The 21,600-nt window shown below is 71.3% G+C and carries 21 protein-coding genes and 1 pseudogene; 6 read left to right on the plus strand and 16 right to left on the minus strand.

The window, feature by feature from the left end; all coding sequences use genetic code 11:
- Positions 1 to 46: 46 nt before the first annotated feature.
- Positions 47 to 691 carry a TetR/AcrR family transcriptional regulator gene (locus OG746_RS21120; RefSeq protein WP_266716743.1) on the plus strand — a complete coding sequence of 215 codons (645 nt, stop codon included), beginning with the start codon at positions 47 to 49 and terminating at the stop codon, positions 689 to 691.
- Between the two features lie 12 nt (positions 692 to 703).
- Here the strand turns inward: OG746_RS21120 and OG746_RS21125 are convergent, their stop codons facing one another.
- From OG746_RS21125 to OG746_RS21140, 4 genes are read right to left on the minus strand one after another with little or no spacing between them, the layout of a single operon-like run.
- The gene (locus OG746_RS21125; RefSeq protein ID WP_266716745.1) at positions 704 to 1,504 is read right to left on the minus strand and encodes an acyl-CoA thioesterase; all 801 of its coding nucleotides are present in this window, start codon (positions 1,502 to 1,504) and stop codon (positions 704 to 706) included.
- A gap of 18 nt (positions 1,505 to 1,522) precedes the next feature.
- Positions 1,523 to 2,332: an acyl-CoA dehydrogenase family protein gene (locus tag OG746_RS21130; protein ID WP_266716747.1), complete on the minus strand. Its 810-nt coding sequence runs from the start codon at positions 2,330 to 2,332 to the stop codon at positions 1,523 to 1,525.
- A gap of 8 nt (positions 2,333 to 2,340) precedes the next feature.
- Positions 2,341 to 3,453 (minus strand): acyl-CoA dehydrogenase family protein, encoded by a 1,113-nt coding sequence (locus tag OG746_RS21135; protein ID WP_266716749.1) that lies wholly within the window; start codon positions 3,451 to 3,453, stop codon positions 2,341 to 2,343.
- On the minus strand, positions 3,450 to 3,902 hold the full coding sequence (locus OG746_RS21140; protein WP_266716751.1) for a nuclear transport factor 2 family protein: 453 nt from the start codon (positions 3,900 to 3,902) through the stop codon (positions 3,450 to 3,452). The genes OG746_RS21135 and OG746_RS21140 overlap by 4 nt, the downstream gene beginning before the upstream one ends.
- 147 nt (positions 3,903 to 4,049) lie before the next feature.
- On the opposite strand from OG746_RS21140, the gene OG746_RS21145 reads away from it, so the two are divergent.
- The 4 genes from OG746_RS21145 to OG746_RS21160 are packed head-to-tail and all read left to right on the plus strand — an operon-like array spanning position 4,050 to position 7,993.
- Positions 4,050 to 6,164 carry a branched-chain amino acid ABC transporter permease gene (locus OG746_RS21145; protein ID WP_266716753.1) on the plus strand — a complete coding sequence of 705 codons (2,115 nt, stop codon included), beginning with the start codon at positions 4,050 to 4,052 and terminating at the stop codon, positions 6,162 to 6,164.
- Positions 6,145 to 6,855, plus strand: coding sequence for an ABC transporter ATP-binding protein (locus OG746_RS21150; RefSeq protein WP_266716755.1), 711 nt, complete (start codon positions 6,145 to 6,147; stop codon positions 6,853 to 6,855). Before OG746_RS21145 ends, OG746_RS21150 begins: the two co-directional genes overlap by 20 nt.
- An 11-nt stretch (positions 6,856 to 6,866) precedes the next feature.
- A complete protein-coding gene (locus OG746_RS21155; RefSeq protein WP_266716757.1) occupies positions 6,867 to 7,574 on the plus strand; it encodes an ABC transporter ATP-binding protein in 708 nt (235 codons plus the stop codon).
- On the plus strand, positions 7,571 to 7,993 hold the full coding sequence (locus OG746_RS21160; protein ID WP_266716759.1) for a hypothetical protein: 423 nt from the start codon (positions 7,571 to 7,573) through the stop codon (positions 7,991 to 7,993). Before OG746_RS21155 ends, OG746_RS21160 begins: the two co-directional genes overlap by 4 nt.
- Here OG746_RS21160 and OG746_RS21165 read toward each other — a convergent pair.
- From OG746_RS21165 to OG746_RS21210, 10 genes and pseudogenes are all read right to left on the minus strand, one after another.
- A pseudogene (locus tag OG746_RS21165) lies at positions 7,994 to 8,633 on the minus strand (aminoglycoside phosphotransferase family protein).
- Positions 8,620 to 9,138, minus strand: coding sequence for a hypothetical protein (locus tag OG746_RS21170; protein ID WP_266716760.1), 519 nt, complete (start codon positions 9,136 to 9,138; stop codon positions 8,620 to 8,622). Before OG746_RS21170 ends, OG746_RS21165 begins: the two are co-directional and overlap by 14 nt.
- Positions 9,139 to 9,181: 43 nt before the next feature.
- Entirely contained in the window at positions 9,182 to 9,967 is a 786-nt protein-coding gene (locus OG746_RS21175; RefSeq protein WP_266716762.1) for an SDR family NAD(P)-dependent oxidoreductase, read from the minus strand.
- A gap of 13 nt (positions 9,968 to 9,980) precedes the next feature.
- Positions 9,981 to 11,129 (minus strand): acyl-CoA dehydrogenase family protein, encoded by a 1,149-nt coding sequence (locus OG746_RS21180; protein WP_323179641.1) that lies wholly within the window; start codon positions 11,127 to 11,129, stop codon positions 9,981 to 9,983.
- A 15-nt stretch (positions 11,130 to 11,144) separates the two neighbouring features.
- Entirely contained in the window at positions 11,145 to 12,296 is a 1,152-nt protein-coding gene (locus OG746_RS21185) for a thiolase family protein (protein ID WP_266716766.1), read from the minus strand.
- Positions 12,286 to 13,491 (minus strand): CaiB/BaiF CoA transferase family protein, encoded by a 1,206-nt coding sequence (locus tag OG746_RS21190; RefSeq protein ID WP_266716768.1) that lies wholly within the window; start codon positions 13,489 to 13,491, stop codon positions 12,286 to 12,288. The genes OG746_RS21185 and OG746_RS21190 overlap by 11 nt, the downstream gene beginning before the upstream one ends.
- Positions 13,488 to 15,071 (minus strand): FadD3 family acyl-CoA ligase, encoded by a 1,584-nt coding sequence (locus OG746_RS21195; protein WP_266716770.1) that lies wholly within the window; start codon positions 15,069 to 15,071, stop codon positions 13,488 to 13,490. The genes OG746_RS21190 and OG746_RS21195 overlap by 4 nt, the downstream gene beginning before the upstream one ends.
- Before the next feature lie 72 nt (positions 15,072 to 15,143).
- On the minus strand, positions 15,144 to 16,319 hold the full coding sequence (locus OG746_RS21200; RefSeq protein ID WP_266716772.1) for an acyl-CoA dehydrogenase family protein: 1,176 nt from the start codon (positions 16,317 to 16,319) through the stop codon (positions 15,144 to 15,146).
- Entirely contained in the window at positions 16,316 to 17,344 is a 1,029-nt protein-coding gene (locus OG746_RS21205; protein ID WP_266716774.1) for an acyl-CoA dehydrogenase family protein, read from the minus strand. Before OG746_RS21205 ends, OG746_RS21200 begins: the two co-directional genes overlap by 4 nt.
- Before the next feature lie 3 nt (positions 17,345 to 17,347).
- Complete coding sequence (locus OG746_RS21210) at positions 17,348 to 18,172, minus strand: enoyl-CoA hydratase/isomerase family protein (RefSeq protein WP_266716776.1); 825 nt, start codon at positions 18,170 to 18,172, stop codon at positions 17,348 to 17,350.
- Between the two features lie 377 nt (positions 18,173 to 18,549).
- Between OG746_RS21210 and surE the strand changes: the two genes are divergently transcribed.
- Positions 18,550 to 19,296 (plus strand): 5'/3'-nucleotidase SurE, encoded by a 747-nt coding sequence (surE, locus tag OG746_RS21215; RefSeq protein WP_266716778.1) that lies wholly within the window; start codon positions 18,550 to 18,552, stop codon positions 19,294 to 19,296.
- Positions 19,297 to 19,311: 15 nt separating this feature from the next.
- Here the strand turns inward: surE and OG746_RS21220 are convergent, their stop codons facing one another.
- Positions 19,312 to 20,244, minus strand: coding sequence for an HpcH/HpaI aldolase/citrate lyase family protein (locus tag OG746_RS21220; protein ID WP_266716780.1), 933 nt, complete (start codon positions 20,242 to 20,244; stop codon positions 19,312 to 19,314).
- Positions 20,234 to 21,478, minus strand: coding sequence for a CaiB/BaiF CoA transferase family protein (locus tag OG746_RS21225; protein WP_266716782.1), 1,245 nt, complete (start codon positions 21,476 to 21,478; stop codon positions 20,234 to 20,236). The genes OG746_RS21220 and OG746_RS21225 overlap by 11 nt, the downstream gene beginning before the upstream one ends.
- Positions 21,479 to 21,600 lie beyond the last annotated feature (122 nt).

Raw genomic sequence — 21,600 nt, forward strand, 5'->3', positions numbered from 1 at the left:
GGCGCGAACGGTTCGTTACCGGTGAGCGGAGAGGGCGGGTGGGCCCATGGCCTCGGCGCGGCATGAGGAGATACTCGAGGCGGCGCTGGAGGTGTTCGCAGAGCGCGGCTACCGGGGCGCGTCCATCGATGCCGTCGCGGAGCGCGCGGGCCTGACCCGGCAGGGGGTGCTGCACTACTACCCCAGCAAGAAGCGCCTCCTCTTCGCCATGATGCGGCTGCGCGAGGACCTCAACCGGCGGCATGTGCACTCCGACTGGAACGACCCGGACATGCCGTCCCGGCTCGCCGAGGCGCTCGCCTTCGACCAGGGCATCCCGTCCCTCGCGCAGGTGCACAGCGTGGTGATGGCGGAGGCGGCCACGGGCCAGGAGCCGGCCCGCGGCTTCGCCCGCGAGCGCTACCGCGAGCTGATCGACATGCTCACCGAGGGCTTCACCGGCCGCTTCGGCGAACGCCTCCCCAGCGGCCTCACGCCCCGCACCGCCGCCACCGCCCTGATGGCCCTCTTCGAGGGCATGCAGCAGCAATGGATGGTCGACAGCGACGACGAGCGCTACCAGGACACCGTGCGGGAGACGATGGCGGTGCTCCTGCTGGGCGCCGAGCCGACGGGGGAGACGCCAAGGGGCGCGCGGTCGACGGCCCCCCGACCGACGGACGCCCGGCCCGCTTCCGTGCAGGCCGGGTGACCGCTTTCCTCGCTACTGCCGCGCGAACCGCAGCAGCGCGTCCTGCGCGTACGAAGCCACCAACTCGCCCCGCCGCGTGAGGACATCGCCCCGACCGTGACAGCGACCGTGCGCCGCGAGCGGACTGTGCTGGCGCAACAGCAGCCAGGCGTCGGCGCGCACCGGCTGGTGGAACCAGAGGGAGTGCGAGGTCACGGCGGAGACGAACGCGCGACCCGCGTCGTGCTGGGTGACCCCGGAGACCGGGCGCAGCGCGGTTCCGATGAGGGTGAGGTCGGTGGCGTAGGCGAGCAGGGCAGGGCCCAGTTCGGCGGCGACCGACGGGGTGCGCGTCCACAACTCGTACGCGGGTGCTTCGCTGTCGGGGGAGTCCAGGTCGGTGGCGGCGCGGGTCTCCCACGGCAGCAGCTCCAGGTCGATCCGCCGCTCCTCGCCCGGCAGTTCGCCGGCCGCCTCCACGCTCTGCCGCTGCGGCCCGCCCTCCCACGTGTGCAGGCTCACCGTGGCCACGGCGACGACTCCGTGCTCCTGCCGCGCCTGAATCTGCACGGCCGCGTACGTCCGCCCTTGCTGCACGCAGTCCGTCTCGTAGCGCACGGGCTGTCCGCCCTTGCCCTCGCGCGGGAACAAGACGTGCAGGGACTTCACAGCCTTGCCCGGACAGGTGAGTTCGGCGACACGTGCGGTCTGCGCGAGGAGCTGCCCGCCGAACAGGCGGTGGTACGCAAGCTGTTGGGACGGTGCCTCGTACACGCCCTGTCCGAGGGGCTTGGGGGTGAGGCAGTGGAGCAGATCGTTCCACAGGTCGGTCATCGCAAGTCCTCCAGGTGCCTACAGGTGTACGAGACGGGGGGCCGCGCCGCGCGCCGCGATCAACTGCCCTGCCTCTCGGGTGAGTTCGCGGGTGCTGCCGAGCAGGCCGTCGAGGGCCAGAGTGCGTTTGACGTGCCGGTGGAGTGCGTGTTCGGCGGTGAAGCCGGTGCCGCCCAGGGTCTGCTGGCAGTGCCGGGCGGCGGTGAGGGCGGCCCGGCCGGAGGCCGCCTTGGCGAGGAGGGAACTGAGGTCGCCGTCGGCGGCGAGCAGGGTCGCCTCCGCGCCCTCCAGGGCCACCAGCGTCTCGGCCAGTTTGTGCCGCAGGGCCTGGAACGAGGCCAGCGGGCGGCCGAACTGGTGGCGGTCCAGGACGTGTTGCCGGGCCAGCGTCAGCATCGCGTGCCCGCTGCCGACGAGCCACCAGCCGAGTGCCTGACGGCCGAGGGCGAACGGCACGGGGGCGCCGGGTTCGGGCAGGACCCGCAGCGGAAGATCCGGGGCGACGCCGACGGGTTCCGCCCCGGCCGCGTTACGGCCCCAGCGCACCCACAGTCCACCCGCGTACGGCATTGGAACCGTGCCACCCGGTGGCCGCCCCGCCTCGTGCAGCAGTACGTCGTTGAGGACCGGTGCGTGGGCGCCGGTCTCGCCGAGCAGGCGGAAGACGGTGCGGATCGCGTCGGCCGGGGCCTCGGTGAGCATGTCGGGCCAGCCGAGGTCGGACAGGGCGCCGTCGAGCGGCCCCTGTCCGTCCGCGGGTGCCGTCATCGTCTTGCGGAGGGCCTCCGCAAGCAGTTCCCGTTCGCTGTCGTCCATGGTGCCGGTCACGGTGACGATCACTCCTTGCCGAGGTCGAGCAGCCGCCGGGCCACGATGTTGCGCTGCACCTCGCCGGTGCCGCCGTAGATGGTGGCGGCCCGCGAGTACAGGTACTCCGTGCGCCACACCGAATCCGTCAGCTCCACGGCCCCCGGCAGCAGGTCCCGTGCCGTGTCGAAGAGTTGCTGCTCGGCCGTGGAGAGGAGGATCTTGTCGACGGATGTCTCCGGGCCGAGCCGGCCACCCGACGCGAGCCGGGCCTGTGTGGTGTGCGAGCGGCAGCGCACCGTGTGCAGAGCCAGATACGCCTCGCCGAGCGCGGCCGCGTCGTCCTCCGGCGCGGACATCTGGTCGACAAGCCGGTCCAGACGTGTGTACAGGTGGGCGACCCGGTGCCAGAAGCACGTGGAGCGCTCGTGCGGCAGCAGGTCCATGGCCAGCTTCCAGCCGTCGCCCACCGCTCCGAGCAGCCGGTCACCCGGCACGCGTACGTCGTCGAGGAACACCTCCGCGAACTCGTCCACGCCGTGCATCGTGCGCAGCGGCCGGACCGTGATGCCGGGCGAGTCCATGTCGAGGAAGAACGCGCTGATCCCGGCGTGCCCGGGGTCGGGCCCCGTGCGGGCGAGCAGGACGCAGCGCGCCGCGTACTGGGCGAGGCTCGTCCACACCTTCTGTCCGGTGATCACCCAGCCGTCGCTGTCCCGTACCGCTCTGGTGGTGAGGGATGCCAGGTCGCTGCCCGAGCCCGGTTCGGAGAAGCCCTGGCACCACTGCTCACGGCCGCCGAGCAGCCGCGGCACCATCTCGGCGGCCAGGGCGGGAGGCGCGTACGAGAGGAGAGTGGGCACGAGGACTTCGACCATCGAGTACAGGCCCGGCTCGGCGAGCCCCCGCGTGGCGACCTCCTCGCCCAGCACGGCCCGCAGCACGCTCGGCCCGCCGACCCCGCCCACCGCTTCCGGCCAACCGTGTCGCATCCAGCCGGATTCCCACAACTCACGTCTCACGCGATCCAGTTGGGCCACGTGCGCGTCCAGTGAATCGTCCGCGGGGTCGGGCGACAGGTCGTGCACGTCCAGCCATGCGCACAACGCGGCACGGAACGTGGCGGTGCCCGTGGAGGTCACGTCCGCGTCCGTTCGAAGGCGTGCGGGCGGCCCGAGTCATGGGCGCCGCTGCGGCGGATGAACGTCATGGCTCGGGTGTGCAGCCGCCAGCCTTCCGGGGTGCGCCGATAGGTGTCGTTGTAATAGCCGATGCGCATGTCGTGGCGCGCGTGCTCCACGAAGCACAAGGGCTGGGTTCCGGTGGCGCTCCGGCCGTCCTCGGCGAACTCCACGACCGGCGTGCCCGTCATGAACAGCCCTTGAGGGGCGGCCGCGATCAGCTCGGGGAAGTCGTCCAGCGGATAGGTGTCACCGAACGCGCTGTAGCTGCCGTCCGGGGTGAAGACGGTCAGGACGCGGTCCGTGTCGCCCTGCGACATCGCCACGGCGTAGCGGGCGAGCAGCTGCTGGATGTCGGCGAGGTCGTCGTACCTGCGACTGGCGCCTGTGGGTGTGTGCTCTGCGGTCAACGGGGATGCCGTCCTTCCTCGTTCGGTACGCGGAGTGGGTCGGGCGGACATGTACGATCTCGTGTCCGGATGGTTGATTCTCCTTCAGTGAGAAGCTAGTTTCCACCCCTAGGCCCAGCCAATGGAGAGGGCCGGGGAGGAAAAGTCATGGAACAGTTCCTCACCTTCGGCGTCGTCGGACTGACCACCGCCGCGATCTACGCCATCGTCGGCAGTGGGCTCGTCCTGACGTACACGACGGCCGGAGTCTTCAACTTCGCGCACGGCGCCGCCGGCATGCTCTCCGCGTTCGCCTACTGGCAGTTGGCCTTCGGCTGGGGCTGGCCGGTGCCGCTCGCGCTGGCCTTCGTACTCCTGGTGCTCGCGCCGGGCTTCGGGCTGCTCGTCGAGCGCGTCCTGATGCGTCCCGTGCAGTCACTGGGGGAGGCGGAACGGCTCGTGATGGCCGTGGCCCTGCTCACCGGGTGCATCTCACTGGCCCGCTGGATCTGGGACCCCAGCGCCGCCCGCCCGCTGCGCCCCTTCTTCGCCGACGAACCGGCGATCGACCTGGGCCCCGCCGCCGTCACCTGGCACCAGGCGCTCACCCTCGCGGTCGCCGTACTCGTCGCCGTGGGGCTGTGGTTCCTGCTCGGCCGCACCCGCGCCGGCACCGAGATGCGAGCGTGTGTCGACGACCGGGCGCTCGCCGGACTCACCGGGGCCTCGCCGCAGCGCGCCGCGCGGCTCGCTTGGGTCCTCGGCACCCAACTCGCCGCCATCGGCGGCATCCTGATCGCCCCCACCGTCGCCCTCGACGCCCAGCAGCTCTCCCTTCTCATCGTCTCCGCGTACACCGCCGCCGTCTTCGGCCGCCTGCGGAGCCTGCCGCTCACCTTCCTCGGCGCGCTCGTCGTCGGCTGCCTGGAGAGCTTCCTCACCGGCTACCTCCCACAGAACGACTATCTGCCGGGGCTGCGCCTCGCCGCCCCGGCGCTGCTGTTGTTCCTCGCGCTGATCGTGTTCCCGCACCGGCGTCTGCGCGGCCGTGAACGCCGCCTCGTCCAGGTGCCGTTGCCGACCGTGCGGGGCACGCTCGTCTTCGCCGGGAGTGTGCTGCTGTTCGCGGTGTTCCTGGCGACCGTCCTCGACAGCGAGGGCCTCATCTCGTACGGGCCGCTGTTCGCGCTCGGCGTCGTCGCCCTCTCGTACGTGCCGCTGGCTGGATACGCGGGGCAGATCTCGCTGTGCCAGCTGAGCATCGCCGGCATCGGGGCGATCGTGTGGGGACACCTGGGCGGGCAGGGCCAGTTGTGGGCGCTGCCGGTGGCGGTGCTCGTCGCGGCGGCGGTCGGTGCACTCATCGCGATACCCGCGTTGCGCCTGTCCGGCATCTATCTGGCCCTGGGTACGGCGGCGTTCGCGGTGGTCCTGGACCGATGGGTGTTCACGCTGCCGTCCTTCGAGATCCTCGGCGTCCGCATCGCCCTGTTCGACCAGGGATCGGTCGAGGTGCACGGCCCGAACCTGCTGGGCTGGCAGCTGTCCTCTGAGCGTGAACTCCTGCTGTTCTCCGCCGTGTTGCTGGCGCTGGCCTCGCTCGCCGTCGCCTGGCTGCGGCGCGGGAGGTTCGGGCGTGCGCTCATCGCGCTGCGTGACAGCGAGGCCGCGTACGCGACACTCGGCGGCCGGCCGCTGGGTGCGAAGGTGGCCGTATTCGCGCTGTCCGCCGCGCTCGCGGGGCTGGGCGGGGCGCTGTACGGAATGGTCCAACGCACCGTGACCGCCGAGCAGTTCAACCTCGTCGCGAATCTGCCCGTCTTCCTGATCGCCGTCATCGGCGGCCTCGGCGCGGTCGGCACCGGCCTGTTCACCGGCCTGTCCTACGTGGCCCCGCCCCAGCTGCTCGGCCACTTCGGCGACTGGGCCCACGACGCGTCGACGCTCCTCATCGCGCTCGCCGGAATGGGCCTCGCACACAGCCCCGGCGGCATCGTGCCGCGCCTGCGGGCCGAGTGGGTGCCACTGGTGCGCGACCGCGTGCTGTTCCCCGTCGCCGGAGCGGTGACCGGGCTGCTGTGGCTCCTGTACGGAACCGACCAGGTCGGTGGCGCGCTCTTCCTCGTCACGCTGATCGTGGCATCGACGGCCCTGCGCATGTGGGCCACGGCACGGCAGTCCGGGCCGCAGCTGTCGCCCGACCCCGTCGAGTGGTGGGGGATACGGCGCCCGTGGCGGCCCGAGGACCGGGAGGTGATCGCGCGTGGCATCGCTACGAGCTGATGGAGTCACCGTCGTCTTCGGCGGCAACCGCGCCCTCGACGAGGCCGGATTCGAGGCCGAGCCCGGCCGCATCACGGGTCTGATCGGCCCGAACGGGGCCGGGAAGTCCACCCTCTTCGACGTCGTCTCCGGTCTGCGCAGGCCCCAGTCCGGCACCGTCGTCCTCGACGGGCACGACATCACCCGCGCCACCCCCGCCCAGCGCGCGCGGCGCGGGATGGCCCGCACCTTCCAGCGCCTGGAGCTCTTCGGCCGTCTCACCGTCCGCGACAACCTGCTCGTCGCCGCCGAACTCGGGGCCCGTGGCCGCGATTCGGCCCGCACCGCCGACGGCATCCTGCGACGCATCGGCCTCACCGCCGACGCCGACACCGCCGCGGACGCGCTGCCCACCGGCGCCGCCCGCCTCCTGGAGGTCGGCCGGGCCCTCGCGGGCCGGCCCCGCGTCCTCCTGCTCGACGAACCGGCCGCCGGTCAGGACGCCGACGAGACCCGCCGCTTCGCCGCCCTGCTGCGCGACGTCGCCACCGAGGGCTGCGCGGTCGTCCTCGTCGAACACGACATGGGCCTGGTGATGAGCGTCTGCGACCAGGTGTACGTCCTCGACCTCGGCAAGATCGTCGCCTGCGGCCCGCCCGCGGACATCCAGCAGGACCGCACGGTCCTGGCCGCCTACCTGGGAGAGGCCTGACGGTGATGGCGATGGACCCCCTGCTCGAACTACGTGGTGTGTGCGCCGCCTACGACCGGATCACCGTGCTGCACGGCATCGACCTGAAGGTCGCGGCGGGCCAGGTCGTCGCGTTGCTCGGCCCCAACGGCGCAGGCAAGACCACCACGCTCAACGTCGCGGCGGGCGCCCACCACCCGAGCGCCGGGCGCCTGCTGCTCGGCGGGCGCGATGTCACCGGGGCACACCCGCGGGATCTGGCCAGGGCCGGGGTGTGCCTCATCCCCGAGGGGCGCGGCATCTTCCCCAACCTCTCCGTGCGCGACAACCTCCGCATGATGTCCTTCACCGGCCGCGACCGGGCGGAGATCGAGGAGATCGCGTACGAGCGTTTCCCGGTCCTCGGGGAACGGCACCGGCAGGCCGCCGGCACCCTCTCGGGCGGCGAGCAGCAGATGCTCGCCCTTGCCCGGGGGCTCGCCACCGACCCGGCGGTGCTCCTCCTGGACGAGCTGTCCATGGGCCTCGCACCGCTGGTGGTCGGGGAACTGTACGAGCACGTCGCGGAGCTGGCCCGCAGGGGTGTGGCCGTCCTCGTGGTCGAACAGTTCGCCACCGCGGTCCTCAAGATCGCCGACCACGCGGCCGTCGTCGTACGCGGCAGCGTCCAGTGGCAGGGGCACCCCGACAGCTCCTTGCACGCCGAACTGTCCTCCTACTACCTCGGGAGCGCCGCATGACAGCTCAGCAGGACCACACCACCGACCGCGCCGACCGCTTCGCCCGGGACCTCGCCGCGCTCAAGATCCCCGACCCGGCCACCGCCCGCAACGGCCTGTGGCTGCGCGCGGGCGGCGCCCTGCTCCTGGTCGGCCTCGTCCTGGGCGTGCTCACCTTCCCCCTCACTCACGCCACCGACGACCCGCTCGCCCAACGCGACGCGCTTGCCATCGGCCTCACCGGCGTGGTGTGCGCGGTGGTGGGCGGCGCGGTGTACCTGCGGTACTCGCTCACCGGCTTCCTGCGGTTCTGGCTGGCGCGACAGTCGTACGACCTGTCGACGCTGGGGGAGCGGACGCCGGCGGACGACGCCCCGCGTGAGGTGGAGCGGGAACGGGTCGCCGTGGACGGCGCGCAGGTCGCCGCCCCACGCCCCTGATCAGCCGAGCGCCACGCGGATCCGCTCGAGCCACTCCAGACCCATGTCGCGTCCGCCCGGGTACTGGTCGTACCGGTCCCAGCGCCAGGTGGTGACGACGGCCAGAACGAGCATCCGGCACGCCTTCAGCAACTCCTCATCGACCCCCGGATGGTGCGCGGCGACGTCCTCGGGCGCATGGGCGAGATCGAGCTCGACGGGTCCTCGGCAGCAGCCGCTGCGCGTACGCGACTCGCTCGGTGAAATGCGGAGTCCGGGCATCAACCTCGCGCATGCCGGAATACAGCCGCGCGAGTCCGTGGGCGTAGTCGAGGGGCGGGACATCGTGCGGTGTCACGGACTCGTAATAGGTCCACAACGTGACGACGTACCCGTCCCGCTCGTACGTACGCGGCTCCACCCGTGGGTCGAGCGCGGCCACAGGACACCCGGCTTCGGCGAGCTTCTGCGCCAGCTCGACCTCGAACTCCGCGATCTGATCGTCGACCGGCGCGACCCGGGCCAGCACGTCACACGGCAGCAGCCGCAGGGTGAGCTTGTTCGAGTCGTGCAGCACCGTCATGTCGTCGACGTCCAGCGCCAGTGACGCCGCGACGGCCCTGGCGGCGCCCACCGCGCGGGAGGCCTCAGACGATTGCATGCGCGTGGATCCGGCCGATGGCCCGCAGTACTTCGGCACGGTTCTTCGCCTGCTTGATCCACACCGGGAGACGGGCCACCAGCGTCATCCGCTGACCGGTGTCGTACCGGGGCGCGGATTCTCGCAGAGACGCCCGCACGAAGCGGCGGATCAGGTCCAGGTGTTCATGGTTGTACGCCCAGAGCCACCCGTGCCGCGTCTCGGTCTGGAGCCACAGCGGCGCACCGAAGTACGGGTCCGTCGCAGGGTGATGTGTACCGCGGTTGAGCGAGACACAACGGCCGTCCCATGTCCGGGACAGTCCGCAGCCGCCGCACACCAGACGTCGCGGTCTGAACAATATGCGCCCGCCCGGGGCAGAGTGCTCAGGTGCCGGAACGACCCGTGCGGCGCCTTCGCAGCCGGGGCAGCGCACCAGGATCGAACCGAGGAAGTCGTACTCAGTGCTGCGTGGATCGCGGAACCGGGCGGTGGCGGTGTCGTCGGTGGCGGAATGCGAGGGCATGCGGAGAGTATGCGGTCGGCGTGTGGGGTGGCGCATCCGGGTTTCAGACGGTGTAGCCGCCGTCCACCGACAGGTGCTGGCCCGTGATGAATCCGGCGCGGTCCGAGGCCAGGAAGGTCACCGCCTCCGCGATGTCCTGGGCGGTGCCGAAGCGGCGCAGGGGGATGTTGCGGCGGGTCACCTGGAGGGCGGCGTCGTCGAGTTCGCCGGTCTCGATGAGGCGGGCGGCGATGCCGTCCGTGAGCATGCCGGGGCCCACGCAGTTGAAGCGCACCCCGTAGCGGCCCTCCTCGGCCGCGAGGGCGCGGACCACCGCCTCGACCGCGCCCTTCGTGCCGGAGGAGAGGCCGTCGCGGACGGGGTAGCGGTGGGTGGCTGCGGTGGTGACCGCGACGACGCTGCCGGCGGACGCGCGGAGGGCGTCGAGTGCCGGGTGGATCAGGTTGTAGAAGGCCAGGGTGTCGGCGTGCAGCTGGTGGCGGTACTGGGACGGTGGGACCTTGCTCAGGTGCACCATCGGGACGTGCGGGCCCGCCGCGTAGACGAGCGTGTGCAGCGCGCCGAACCGGTCCACCGCCGAGCGGATCGCCGAAGCGGCCTCGTCCTCGTCCGTCAGGTCCGCCCGGACGGACTCCACCTGGGCGCCCTCCGCGCGGAGTTCGGCGGTGAGGGCCTCGGCGGACGTCTCGTTCGAGCGGTACGTGAACAGCACCGCGCTACCGCGCCGGGCCAGCATGCGCACGGTGGCCGCGCCGATGCCGCCGGTGCCGCCCGCGACGAGTGCGGCGCCCTTGCGGCCACCGAAGTCCTGGTTGTCGTCGTCCGTCAACTCGTCAACTCCCTCACAGGTTCAGCGACTTCGCGATGATCACCTTCATGACCTCGCTGGTCCCCGCGTAGATCCGCGTGATGCGCGCGTCCGCGTACAGTCGGGCTATCGGGTACTCGCGTATATAGCCGTAACCGCCGAAGAGTTGAAGGCATCGGTCCACGCAGCGCGCCTGCGCCTCCGTGCAGAACAGCTTCACGCGTGCCGCGTCCGCGCCCGACAGGCGCCCCTCCGCCAGTTCCACGATCGCCCGGTCGAGCATCGCCTGAGCCGCCTCCACCTCCGTGGACACCGCCGCGAGCTCGAACTTCGTGTTCTGGAACGAGGCCAGTACGTTCCCGAAGACCTTGCGGTCCCTCGCGTACGCCAACGTGGTGTCGAGGGCCGCCCGCGACTGGGCGACCGAGCCGACCGAGACCGTCATCCGTTCCTGCGGAAGATTCCGGCCCAGATAGGAGAACGCCTCGCCCTCCTCGCCGAGCCGGTTCGCTACCGGGACGCGTACGTCGTCGAAGGCCAGCTCCACCGTGTCCTGCACGCGGATGCCGATCTTGTCCAGCTCGCGGCCCTTCGTGAAGCCGGGCATGCCGTCCTCCACCACGAGGAGCGTGAGCCCCGCCCGGCGGTTGTCCGGGTCCTTCGCCGTGCGGGCCACGACGATCACCAGATCGGCCAGCAGGCCACCCGTGATGAATGTCTTCGCCCCGTTGAGGACGTAGTCGTCGCCGTCGCGCACCGCCGTGGTGCGGATGCCCGCGAGGTCGGAGCCGGTGCCGGGTTCCGTCATGGCGATCGCCGTGAGGAGGCGGCCCGCGGCGAGCGCGGGGAACCAGCGTTCGCGCTGCTCCTTGTTCGCGTAGGCGAGAAAGTACGGGAGGATCACGTCGAGTTGGGTGCGTACTGTGCCCAGGGTGACCAGGGCGCGCGAGGCCTCCTCCTGGAGGATCGCGTTGTAGCGGTAGTCGTCCGTGCCCGCGCCGCCGTACTCCTCGGGGACCGCGAGACCCATCACGCCGATGTTCCCGAGCTGTTCGAAGACGCGGCGCGGCATCCGGCCGGCCTGTTCCCACTCCTCGTAGGCAGGGACCACCTCGCGTGCGACGAAGTCCCGTACCAGCTCCCGGAACGCCTCGTGGTCGGCGGTGTAGATGTCTCGGCGCACCCTCAACTCCTTCAACTATTCGATCAGTTCGACGATGGTGGCGTTCGCCGTGCCGCCGCCCTCGCACATCGTCTGCAGTCCGTGGCGGATGCCCCGGTCCCGCATGTGGTGGATCAGGCGTGTCATCAGGACCGCGCCGGAGGCGCCGAGCGGGTGGCCGAGGGCGATCGCGCCGCCGAGCGGGTTGAGACGGTCCTGATCGGCGCCGGTCTCGGCGAGCCACGCCAGCGGCACGGGCGCGAAGGCCTCGTTGACCTCGTAGGCGCCGATGTCGGAGAGGCGGAGCCCGGCGCGCGTGAGGACCTGCACGGTCGCCGGGATCGGGCCGGTCAGCATCAGCACCGGATCGGCGCCGGTGACCGCGCCCGCCCGGTAGCGCACCAGCGGGGTGAGACCGAGCTCGCGGGCCCGCTCCGGCGTGGTGACCAGGAGGGCGGCGGCGCCGTCGGAGATCTGGGAGGCATTGCCCGCGTGGATCACACCGTTCGGGTCGAAGGACGGCTTCAGCTTGGCGAGCGTGTCGGGCGTGGTGTCTCGGCGGACTCCCTCGTCCGCCGAGAGCGGGTTGTCGGCGAGCGGAGCGAGCTGGGCGTCGAACGCGCCCGAGTCCTGCGCTGCTGCCGCCAACTCGTGGGAACGCGAGGCGTATTCGTCCAGCTGCTGCCGCGAGAAGCCCCACTTGCGGGCGATCCGCTCCGCCGACTCGCCCTGGTTGAAGGTGAAGTGGTCGTAGCGCTCCAGAACGCTCTGCGACCACGGCGACCCGCCGGCCCGCGCGGCACCCAGCGGCACCTTGCTCATCACCTCGACGCCGCCCGCCACCACCATGTCGTACTGGCCCGACAGCACGGCCTGCGCCGCGAAGTCGAGGGCCTGCTGACCGGAACCGCAGGCCCGGTTGACCGTCGTCGCGGGAACCGTCTCCGGCCAGCCCGCGGCGAGCAGCGCGTAGCGGCCGATGTTCCCCGACTGGTCGCCGATCTGTCCTACGCACCCCCAGATCACGTCCTCGACGTCGGCGGGGTCGATGCCGGCACGGGCGACGAGCGCGTTCAGTATGTGCGCGGACAGCTCGCCGGGGTGAATCTCGGCGAGCGAACCGTTCCGTTTGCCGACGGGGGTGCGGACGGCCTCCACGATCACTGCTTCACGACGGTCATGTGTCACTGTTCACCCTTTCCTTCGTCGACTCTCCGCCCTTGATTCCCAGTTCTTGGAGGATCGCCTCCGTGTGCTCACCGAGCGCCGGTACGTTCCCCATGGGGGCTGGAGCACGGCCCTCGAAGACCGGAGGTGGCAGCGGCGCCACGGTGCGGCCGCCCGGTGTGTCGATCTCTCGCCAGCGGTCGCGTGCCGTGTGTTGCGGGTGGGTGAGGACCTCGCTGGGAGTGTTGAGCTTGGCGTTGCCGATGCCCGCCGCGTCGGCCGCCGTCTGGATGTCGTGGAGGGTGTGCGCGGCGCACCATTCGGCGATCTCCGCATCGAGGCGCTCGCGGGCGGCGACCCGGTCGGCCGTCGTGGCGAGGCCGGGGTCGTCGGCGAGGTCGGGGCGTTCGAGGAGGTCGCGGGCGTAGCGCTGCCATTCGCGGTCGTTGGTCGTGCCGAGGACCACGGTGTGTCCGTCGGCGGTGGCGTAAGCGCCGTAGGGGGCGACGGCGGGGGAGCCCATGCCCACGGGCTGCTGGTCGATGCCGGTGTGGCGGGTGTACGTCAGCGCGTACCCCATCAGCTCGGTCATGGTGTCGAACATGCTCACCGAGACGGCGGCGGGCCCCTGTGACCGGCCCGTGCCGCGTCCGCGTTCCGCTAACAGCGCCGTGATGGACAGCGCCGCGTACAGACCGGTGCACACGTCCGCCATCGGCGGCCCCGGCTTCGCCGGCTGCCCGGGCAGCCCGGTGATCGCGCAGGCCCCCGCTTCGGCCTGCACGAGGAGGTCGTACGCCCGCTTGTGGGAGAGCGGCCCGCCGGGGCCGTAGCCGTCGATCTCCATGGTGATGAGGTCGGGGTGGCGCCCCGTCAGGTCGCGTGCGGAGATGCCGAGTTTGGCGGCGGCGCCGGGTGCGAGGTTCGACACGAAGACATCGGCGCGGTCGAGGAGCCGGTGCAGGACGTGTGTGCCGTGCGCCGACTTCAGGTCGAGGGCCAGGGACTCCTTGCCCCGGTTGACCCACACGAAGTGGGCGGCGAGGCCGTGCACCACGTCGTCGTAATAGCGGGTGAAGTCCCCGCCGGGCGCCTCCACCTTGATGACGCGGGCACCCAGGTCGGCGAGGGCCCGCGTGCACAGCGGCGCCGAGACGGCCTGCTCGACGGAGACGACGGTGACACCGGCCAGAGGCCCCGCACCCTCACCCGTCACGCCTCCTCCTCGTACGAGGCGCGCAGATCGTGCTTGAGGACCTTGCGGCTTGCGTTGCGCGGCAACTGGTCGACGAAGCGGACGTGCCGCGGCGCCTTGAAGTTGGCCATGGTGGCGCGGGACCAGGCGATGACGTCCGCCGCCGTGGCCGTCTCGCCCGGGCGGAGCACCAGGTAGGCGCAGCCGACCTCGCCGAGGCGCTGGTCGGGCACGCCGATGACGGCGGCCTCGGCGACCGGGCCGTAGCCGAGCAGCAGGCGTTCGATCTCGGCCGGGTAGGCGTTGAAGCCACCGACGATGAACATGTCCTTCTTGCGGTCGACGACCGCCAGATTGCCCTCGCCGTCCAGGCCGCCGATGTCACCGGTGCGCAGCCATCCGTCGTCGCCGATCGCGGCGGCCGTGGCCTCCGGCTCGTCCCAGTAACCGCTGCTGACGGTGTAGCCGCGGACCTGGATCTCACCCGTCCCGCCGGCGGGTACGGGCCTGCCCGCGTCGTCAACGATGCGCACGTCCACGTCGGGGATCCGCCGACCGTTGGTGCGGGCCACGGTCGCCGGGCTGTCGCCGAGGCGGGTCGTGGTGACGAGCGCGGAAGCCTCGGTGAGCCCGTACGCGCTCATCACGACGTCGAACGACAGCTCGTCCTTCATCGCGTGGATCAGCCGCTCGGGGATGGTGGTGCCGCCCGTCATGGAGATCCGCAGGGACGAGGTGTCGCGGCGGGCGCGGTCCGGGGCGGCGAGCAGATCCTGGAAGATCGTCGGGGGCCCCAGCATGATGGAGACGCGCTCCCGCTCGATGATCTCCAGGGCCCGCCCCGCGTCGAACACCGCCATCGGCACTACCGTCACCCCGTGCAGGAACGAGGCGAGCCAGCCCGCCTTGTAGCCGAAGCAGTGGAAGAACGGCGGCACGACGAGAAACACGTCGCCGGTGCGGAAGGTGTACTGCTCGGCCATCCACCCGTAGGCGCGCAGCGACTGCCCGTGCGTGAGGACGACGCCCTTGGGATGGCCCGTGGTGCCGGAGGTGAACATGATGTCGGAGACGGTGTCGGGCGTGATCCGGTCGATGGATGCCTGCGCGGCACCTTCGTCGACGCTCTCGCCTCTATCCAGGAAGTCGTTCCACGAGAGGTCCGCGTCGCCGCGCTCGGCCGCAAGGGACACCGTGGTGCTCAGGGCATCCAACTCCGGCTCGTGCTTGCGCAGTTCCATCACGTAGTCGGTGTCGAGGAACGGCGCGGCGAACAGCGCCTTCGCCCCCGACTTGCGCAGGATGTACGCGAGTTCGGCGGCCTTGAAGCGGGTGTTGAGGGGGACGACGATGCCGCCCGCGCCCTGCACGGCGAGCGCGGCCGCGATCCACTCGGCGCGGTTCGGGGCGCAGATGCCGACCCGGTCGCCGGGGGAGACGCCGAGGGCGAGCGCTGCGCGCACCGCCCGCGTCATCCGCCGGTCGAGCTCGCGAAAGCTCCAGCGCGTCGCGCCGTCCACGAGGGCGGGCGCCTCACCATACTGCGCGGCGGCCCGGCGGACGACGTTCGGGATGCTGAGGTATTCCTGGTCGTAGCGCATCACGGGCTCCGTTTTCCACTACATGACACACACCTGATGACGTACACCTGATGACACACACGTACATGGCACTCACGGGGTCGACGGCAGCCGCAGCAGCCGCTTGGCGATGATGTTCCGCTGGATCTGGGAGGTGCCGCCGTACACGGACGCGGCGCGCGAGTACAGGTACTCGCCGTACACCGACCCGCCCGCCTCCGCGAGTTGATCCGGCAGGACCCGCAGAGCGGTCTCGTACAGGCGCTGCTCGGCGCGCGTCATCAGCAGCTTGTCGATCGACGACTCGGGCCCGGCGACGCCACCCGCGAGGCGTTCGGCGGTACGCCGCCGGGCGTGCGCGACGAGCACCTGATAGTCGACGACGCAACGCCCCACCGCGGACACGAGCCCGTCGGGCAACTCGCCCTCACGCTTGTGTAGTTCGAGCCGCATCCGCTCCAACAGTAGCCCGTACTTGGAGAGATGGCCGGTGTCGAGGGCGTTGCGCTCGTAGTTGACCGTCGTCATGGCGAGCCGCCAACCGTCGCCCTCCGCGCCGATCCGCTCGCCGGCCTCGATCCGCACATCGTCGAGGAACAGCTCGCAGAACTCGTCGTCCCCGTTCGCCGCCTTGAGGGGACGTACGGTCACCCCGGCACGGTCGAGCGGCAGCGCGAACGCGGTGATGGAGCTGTGCGCGGGTGCCTCGCGGTCGGTGCGCGCGAGGAGCAGGCAGTAGTCGGAGTACTGGGCATAACTGGTCCACAGCTTCTGCCCGTTGACGATGTAGTGACCGTCTCTGTCGGAGTGCCCATGGTCGGCTTCCTCGCTCCTGCGCGCGTACGTCGTCATGCCCGCGAGGTCGGAGCCCGCGCCGGGCTCGCTGAAGCCCTGGCACCACACGTCGTCACCGGCGAGCATGCGCGGGAGCAGCCGGGTCCGCTGCTCGGGCGAGGCGAACTCCAGGAGCGCGTGGGCGAGGTAGCCGATGCGCGGCACGCCCGGCGCGCGCGAGGCGCCCAGTTCGTCGCTGACCGCGACCTGGTGCAGCGCGGTCAGGCCACGGCCGCCGTACTCCTCGGGTACGTCGAGGCCCACCCAGCCGCCGGAGTGCAGCACCCGGTGCCAGCGGTGCAGGAACAGGGCCGGTTCCTCGTCGGGACGGCGCTCGGGGAGCGGGTGCTCGGCGAGCCAGGCACGCAGTTCGCGGCGCAGCCGGGTGAGGTCCGACGGGTCGCCGAAGTCCAGAGGCAGGTCCTGGTGGGTCACGCCGCCTCCGTGGGATCAGTCGCCTCCGCGGCACCGGAAGGCTGCCACTGCGTGGGATCGGAAGACCGCGGGCCGGCGAGCGCGGACAGCAGCTCGGCGGTGCCGGTCAGCACCGTGGCACCGACGCGCACGCGGCGCAGATACAGATGCGCGATGTGCTCCCACGTCTGCGCGATCCCACCGAACACCTGCATCCCCGCCGACACCGCTTGCAGGGCCGACACGTCCACCTCGGCCTTCGCGACGCGGGCGGCGGTCAGCGCCGCGTCCGCCCCGGCGTGGTCGAGACACCAGGCGGCGTAACGGGTGGCGCTGGCGCACGCCTCGACGGCGACCGTGGCATCGGCGAGCAGATGCTGCACCGCCTGATAGGAGCCGATGGGCCGCCCGTACTGCACACGGTCGCGCGCGTAGGCGGCAGCCTGCTCGACGAACGAGTCGGCCGCGCCCACGAGTTCACTGCTCACCATGACGAGCGCCCAGGCCTGCCAGGCACGCAGGTGCTCACGGCTCAGCCGACCGACGGCCCGTGCCTCCCCCTTCGCGACGCGAACGGCACGCAGGAGATCGGTGGTGGGCGCCATGTCGCCGAGCGCCAGGGTGCGCACGGTCCCGTCATCGGCAACATGCAAGGCACTGTCGGCGCCCTCCGCATCCCACGCGCGACCGTCACCGGCTCCGCCGCCGAACCGCAGATCCCGGCCGAGCGCAATCGTGGGCGTGCCCTCGTACGAGACGTCCCCGCCGTCCGCATCGAGGAGCCGCAGCACTTCGGGCGCAAGCAGCACCGTGCCCAGGAACGAAGCCGCCATCGGCTGCCGACCGAAGTCCTCGGCGAGCAGCGCACACTCCTGAGCGGTCGCCAACGGCCGGGCCCCACGCCGCAGTTCTATGAGCCCGAGCGCGTCGAGCGCCTTCTGCGCCGCGGACCGCTGCGCCGCCGTCGGCTCGGCCGACGTGCACCGGTGGTCGGCGACGAAGGCGCCCAACGCCTCGCGGACCAGCCGGAACTCCTCCGCCTGCACCGCTCACTCCGTCCGTTCGCCGGACGAGCCGCGCCCGGAACTCTTTGTGCCCCGCTCGGCGAGCGCGCCGACGATCCGCAGGTAGTCGGGGCTGGTCATGGTGGCCTGCTCGGCCATCAGCGCGGCCTCCATGCCGCCGCGCGACATCTGCTCCACCACCACGGCGAGTGCGGCCTTCGTCGCGCGCAGCGCCTGGGGCGGCTGGGCGGCGAGCCGGTGCGCCAACGCCATGGCCTGTTCGGTGAGTTCAGCGGCGGGCACGACCCGGTTGGCGAGCCCGAACTCGACCGCCTTCTCGGCCGGAATGCGATCCCCCGTGAACAGGTACTCCTTGGCCCGCAACAGGCTGGTCAACAGCGGCCACAGCGTGACCCCGCCGTCGCCGGCGACGAGCCCGACGGACACATGCGGATCGGCGAGATACGCGTCATCGGCCATCAGCACGAGATCGCACCCGAGTGCCAGCGAGCAACCGAGCCCCACCGCGGGCCCGTTGACGGCGGCGACCACCGGAAGCGGGAATCGGATCATCGCCGTCTGGATAGCCCGGTCGAGCCGGATGGAACGCTCACGCAGCTCGGCGTCGCTGGTGTGGCGCAGCAGATGCTCGAAGTCGCCACCGGCGCTGAACGCCCGCCCGGCACCGGTGAGCACCACGGCCCGCGCGTCGCCGTCCGCGGCGATCTCGTCCCAGACCTCGGCGATCCTACGGTGCAACTCGGCGGAAACGCCGTTGAGTTGATCGGGCCGGTTGAGCGTGACGACACGTACGTCCTTCTCGGCGGTCACGGTCAGTACGGCGGCTGTCTCATCGCCGGTGGACCCCACGGAACCTCCTCGGCTGGACTGGGCTGGGCTCGGTTGCGGCCTGCGCGCCGATTCACGCTATGGGCACGTCGAGTGGGTGTCAATCATCTTACCGCTATACGTAAATGGGGTTCTCGCATGTCCTCTCCGGCCTGATGAAGGGCTTACACGGATGATGAAGCGTTCTGTACGTGCCGCTGTGTGTGTCGCCGTGGTCGCGGCCACGGCGTTCGTCATGGGCCCGGCAGGGGCGGCGCCCGAATCCGGTTCCGAGGCATCAAGACCCCTGAACATCCTGGTCACGAACGACGACGGCTGGCGCGGAGCGGGCGGCGCGGACACGCCGTACATCGTCGCCCTGCGCGCCGCGCTGCGCGCCGCCGGACACCACGTGGTCGGTGGTCGCTCCCGGAACCGACCAGAGCGGTCAAGGCGGTCGCGTGTCGAGTCGGGGTCAGAAGCTCCAGGTGGCCGAGCCCGAGAAGGACGTGTGGACCGTGACGCCCGGTTCGCCTTCCGACAGCGTGTACTTCGGCATGGACGAGCTCTTCCCGCACGGCAAGCCCGATCTGGTCGTCTCCGGCATCAACCCCGGCTTCAACTTCGGCGCCCTCGTCAACCACTCCGGAACCGTCAACGCGGCCCTGACCGGCGTCGAATTCGGTGTCCCCGCCCTCGCGATGAGCCTGGAAACGCAGCCGGACTGGCCTGCGGGCACTCGCCTCGCGGCGCGCCCCGCGGCCGCGTACGTCGTCGACCTGATCGAGCGACTGAAGGCGCGGGCGCGGGACGACGGCCGCCTGATGCCCCGCGGCATCGGCCTCAACATCAACTACCCGCTCGTCGAAGGCCCCATGGACCCCACCACGGGCGACCCCCGCCTCGCCACCCCGAAGGGCACCGAACCCACCACCATCCAGGGCGGCGCCTTCCTCGTCCCGGACTTCACCCCGGACAACGGCAAGCCGGGCAGCCCCGGCACCTACACGACGGGCTACGGCGCCGTCGACACCTCCGCCGACGCGGGCAGCGACATCAAGGCGATCACGGACGACTACGTGAGCATGTCCGCGCTGCAGGACGACCATGACGTCGACGGCGGGACGGAGGGGTGGCTACGTAGCCTCGCGCGGGGGATGCGGTGACGTACGGGAGCGCACTCAGGTGAACCGGGCCAGCAAGGCCCGCGCCGTCGCTGCCATCGCCTCGTCGACCATCTCACCCTCGAATGTCACCGCGCCCACGCTGTCCGCCTGAGCCTTCTCCATGGCGGCGATCAGCCGTGCCGCGCGGTCGAGTTCATCGGCGGTCGGAGCGAACACCTCGTTGATGACCGGGACATGGGACGGGTGGATGGCCATCATCCCCGTATAGCCGAGCGCCCGGTTCTGCTCGGCGAAGGCGCGCAAGCCGTCGAGGTCGCCGATCCGCGTCCACAGCCCGGCCACCGGGTGCGGCGCTCCCGCCGCTCGTACGTCGAGCAGCACCCGCGCGCGCAGGGGGTGCGTCTCGTGCCCTGCGGGACTCCAGCGGTAGCCCACGGCGCGCTCGACGTCGCCGCCCGCTCCCGTGATCGCGCCGAGGTAGGCGACGCGGCCGGTGGCGGCGATCGCGCATCCATAGGTGTCCCGGAGAGCGGCAGCCGTCTCCAGCAGCGGCACAAGGGCCAACTGGTCCTGCCGAAGCCGTCGTTCGCGTTCGCACCACCCGAGCAGCCGGTCGGCGTGGCGGACGTCATCCGGCCCCGACACCTTGGGCACCACGATCCCGCTCAGACCCGGGCCGCACACCGTACGCAGCTCCTCGGCCGCCGCCCAGCCGTCCAGCGGCCTGACGCGGACGAACAGTGCCGGGCCGGCGCCGTCGGAGGCATCGGCGGCCCGCCGGGCGAGCGCCTCGGTCACCTGGCGTACGGCTGCCGCCCGGTCGGCCTCGGGGACAGCGTCCTCCAGGTCGAGGACGACGGCATCGGCGCCGGCCGACCGGGCCTTGGGCAGCCAGGCCGTGGTCTTGTTACCGGGCACGAACAGCAGGGAGCGCAGCGGGGGACGGTTCGTGTGCGCACCGGAGGCGGACGACAACTCAGACGACACCGTGCTTCTCCAGATCCGTGAGTTCTTCCTCGCAGAGGCCGAGCCACTCCCGGTAGACGAGTGCGTTGTCCTGCCCGAGCGAGGGCCCGGTCCGCCACACGGCTCCCGGCCGCTGCCGGAAGTGCGGGATGACCGACTGCATCCGTACGGGACCGAGGTCGGCGTCGTCGACCGTGACGATGTCCTCGCGCTCGGCGTACACGGGGTCCGCGGCGATGTCGGCGGCGCTGAACACCCGCGACGCGACGACCTCGGCGCGTGCGAAGGCCTCCAGGCACTCGTCCGCCGTGCGCTCGGCCACCCACGTACGCAGGCCCGCGTCCAGCTCGGCCCTCCCGGCGAACTGCTGCTCCGTCGTGGCGAAGTCGGCCTCGTCGTGGCCGAGCAGCAGGGCCACGTTGCGGACCGAGCGCAGGGTCGCCGATGTCACCGTGATCCATTCGTCGTCCCGCGACCGGTAGGTGTTGATGACGGCGGCCGGCGCGACCGCGAGCTGGTTCCCGGTGCGCTCCGGCACGGTACCGAGCTGGTCGTGCACGATGACCTGCCACTCGACGAGGCGGAACAGCGGCTCGAACAGGGCGAGGTCGATCCACTCGCCGTCGAAGTCCGGGTCGTTGTCACGGCGGTGCAGGGCGGCCAGCACGGCGTAGGCACCCATCAGTCCGGTCACGGCGTCACCGTGCGAGAAGCCGGTGTGCACGGGCGGGGTGTCGGCGAAACCGGTCAGGTGCACGACGCCGCTGCGGGCCTCGCCGACCTTGCCGAAGCCCGGCTCGTCGGCGCGCGACGAGGTGGCGCCGAAACCGGATATCTGCAGCAGCACGGCCTTCGGGTTGACGTGGTGCACGGACTCCCAGTCCAGGCCCCAGGAGCGGAGCCGGCCATTGCGCAGCGTGACGATCACGACGTCCGCCCAGGCCACGAGCCGCTGGGCGAGCTCACGCCCCGACTCCTGGTGGAGATCCAGCGTCACGGACCGCTTGTTGCGCCCGGCGACCTTGAACCAGAGCGGCTGCCCGTCCTTCTTCGGCCCCATGGCCCGCGCCGCGTCACCGGCCCCCGGCGGCTCCACGTGCACGACGTCGGCGCCCTGGTCGGCGAGCATGGAACCGGCCATCGGCCCCGCCACCACGTGCGCGAACTCCACCACCTTGAGGCCGTGCAGTTGGCCCTGGCCCTGGCCCTGACTCTGCCCCTGGCCGCGGCCGGTTCCCTGATCCTTGTTCGACACCGACTCCACTGTGCTCCCCAACTCCCCGATTCACGCGCTCGTTTGCGGCACACCTCAGCCTGCCGAGCCGCCGGCATGAGCGTCCAGCATGAAAGAGCGATCAATCATTGCGTTTTGTGCAT

It is taken from the genome of Streptomyces sp. NBC_01016 (genome assembly GCF_026341035.1).
In the GTDB taxonomy this organism is placed as follows: Bacteria; Actinomycetota; Actinomycetes; order Streptomycetales; family Streptomycetaceae; genus Streptomyces.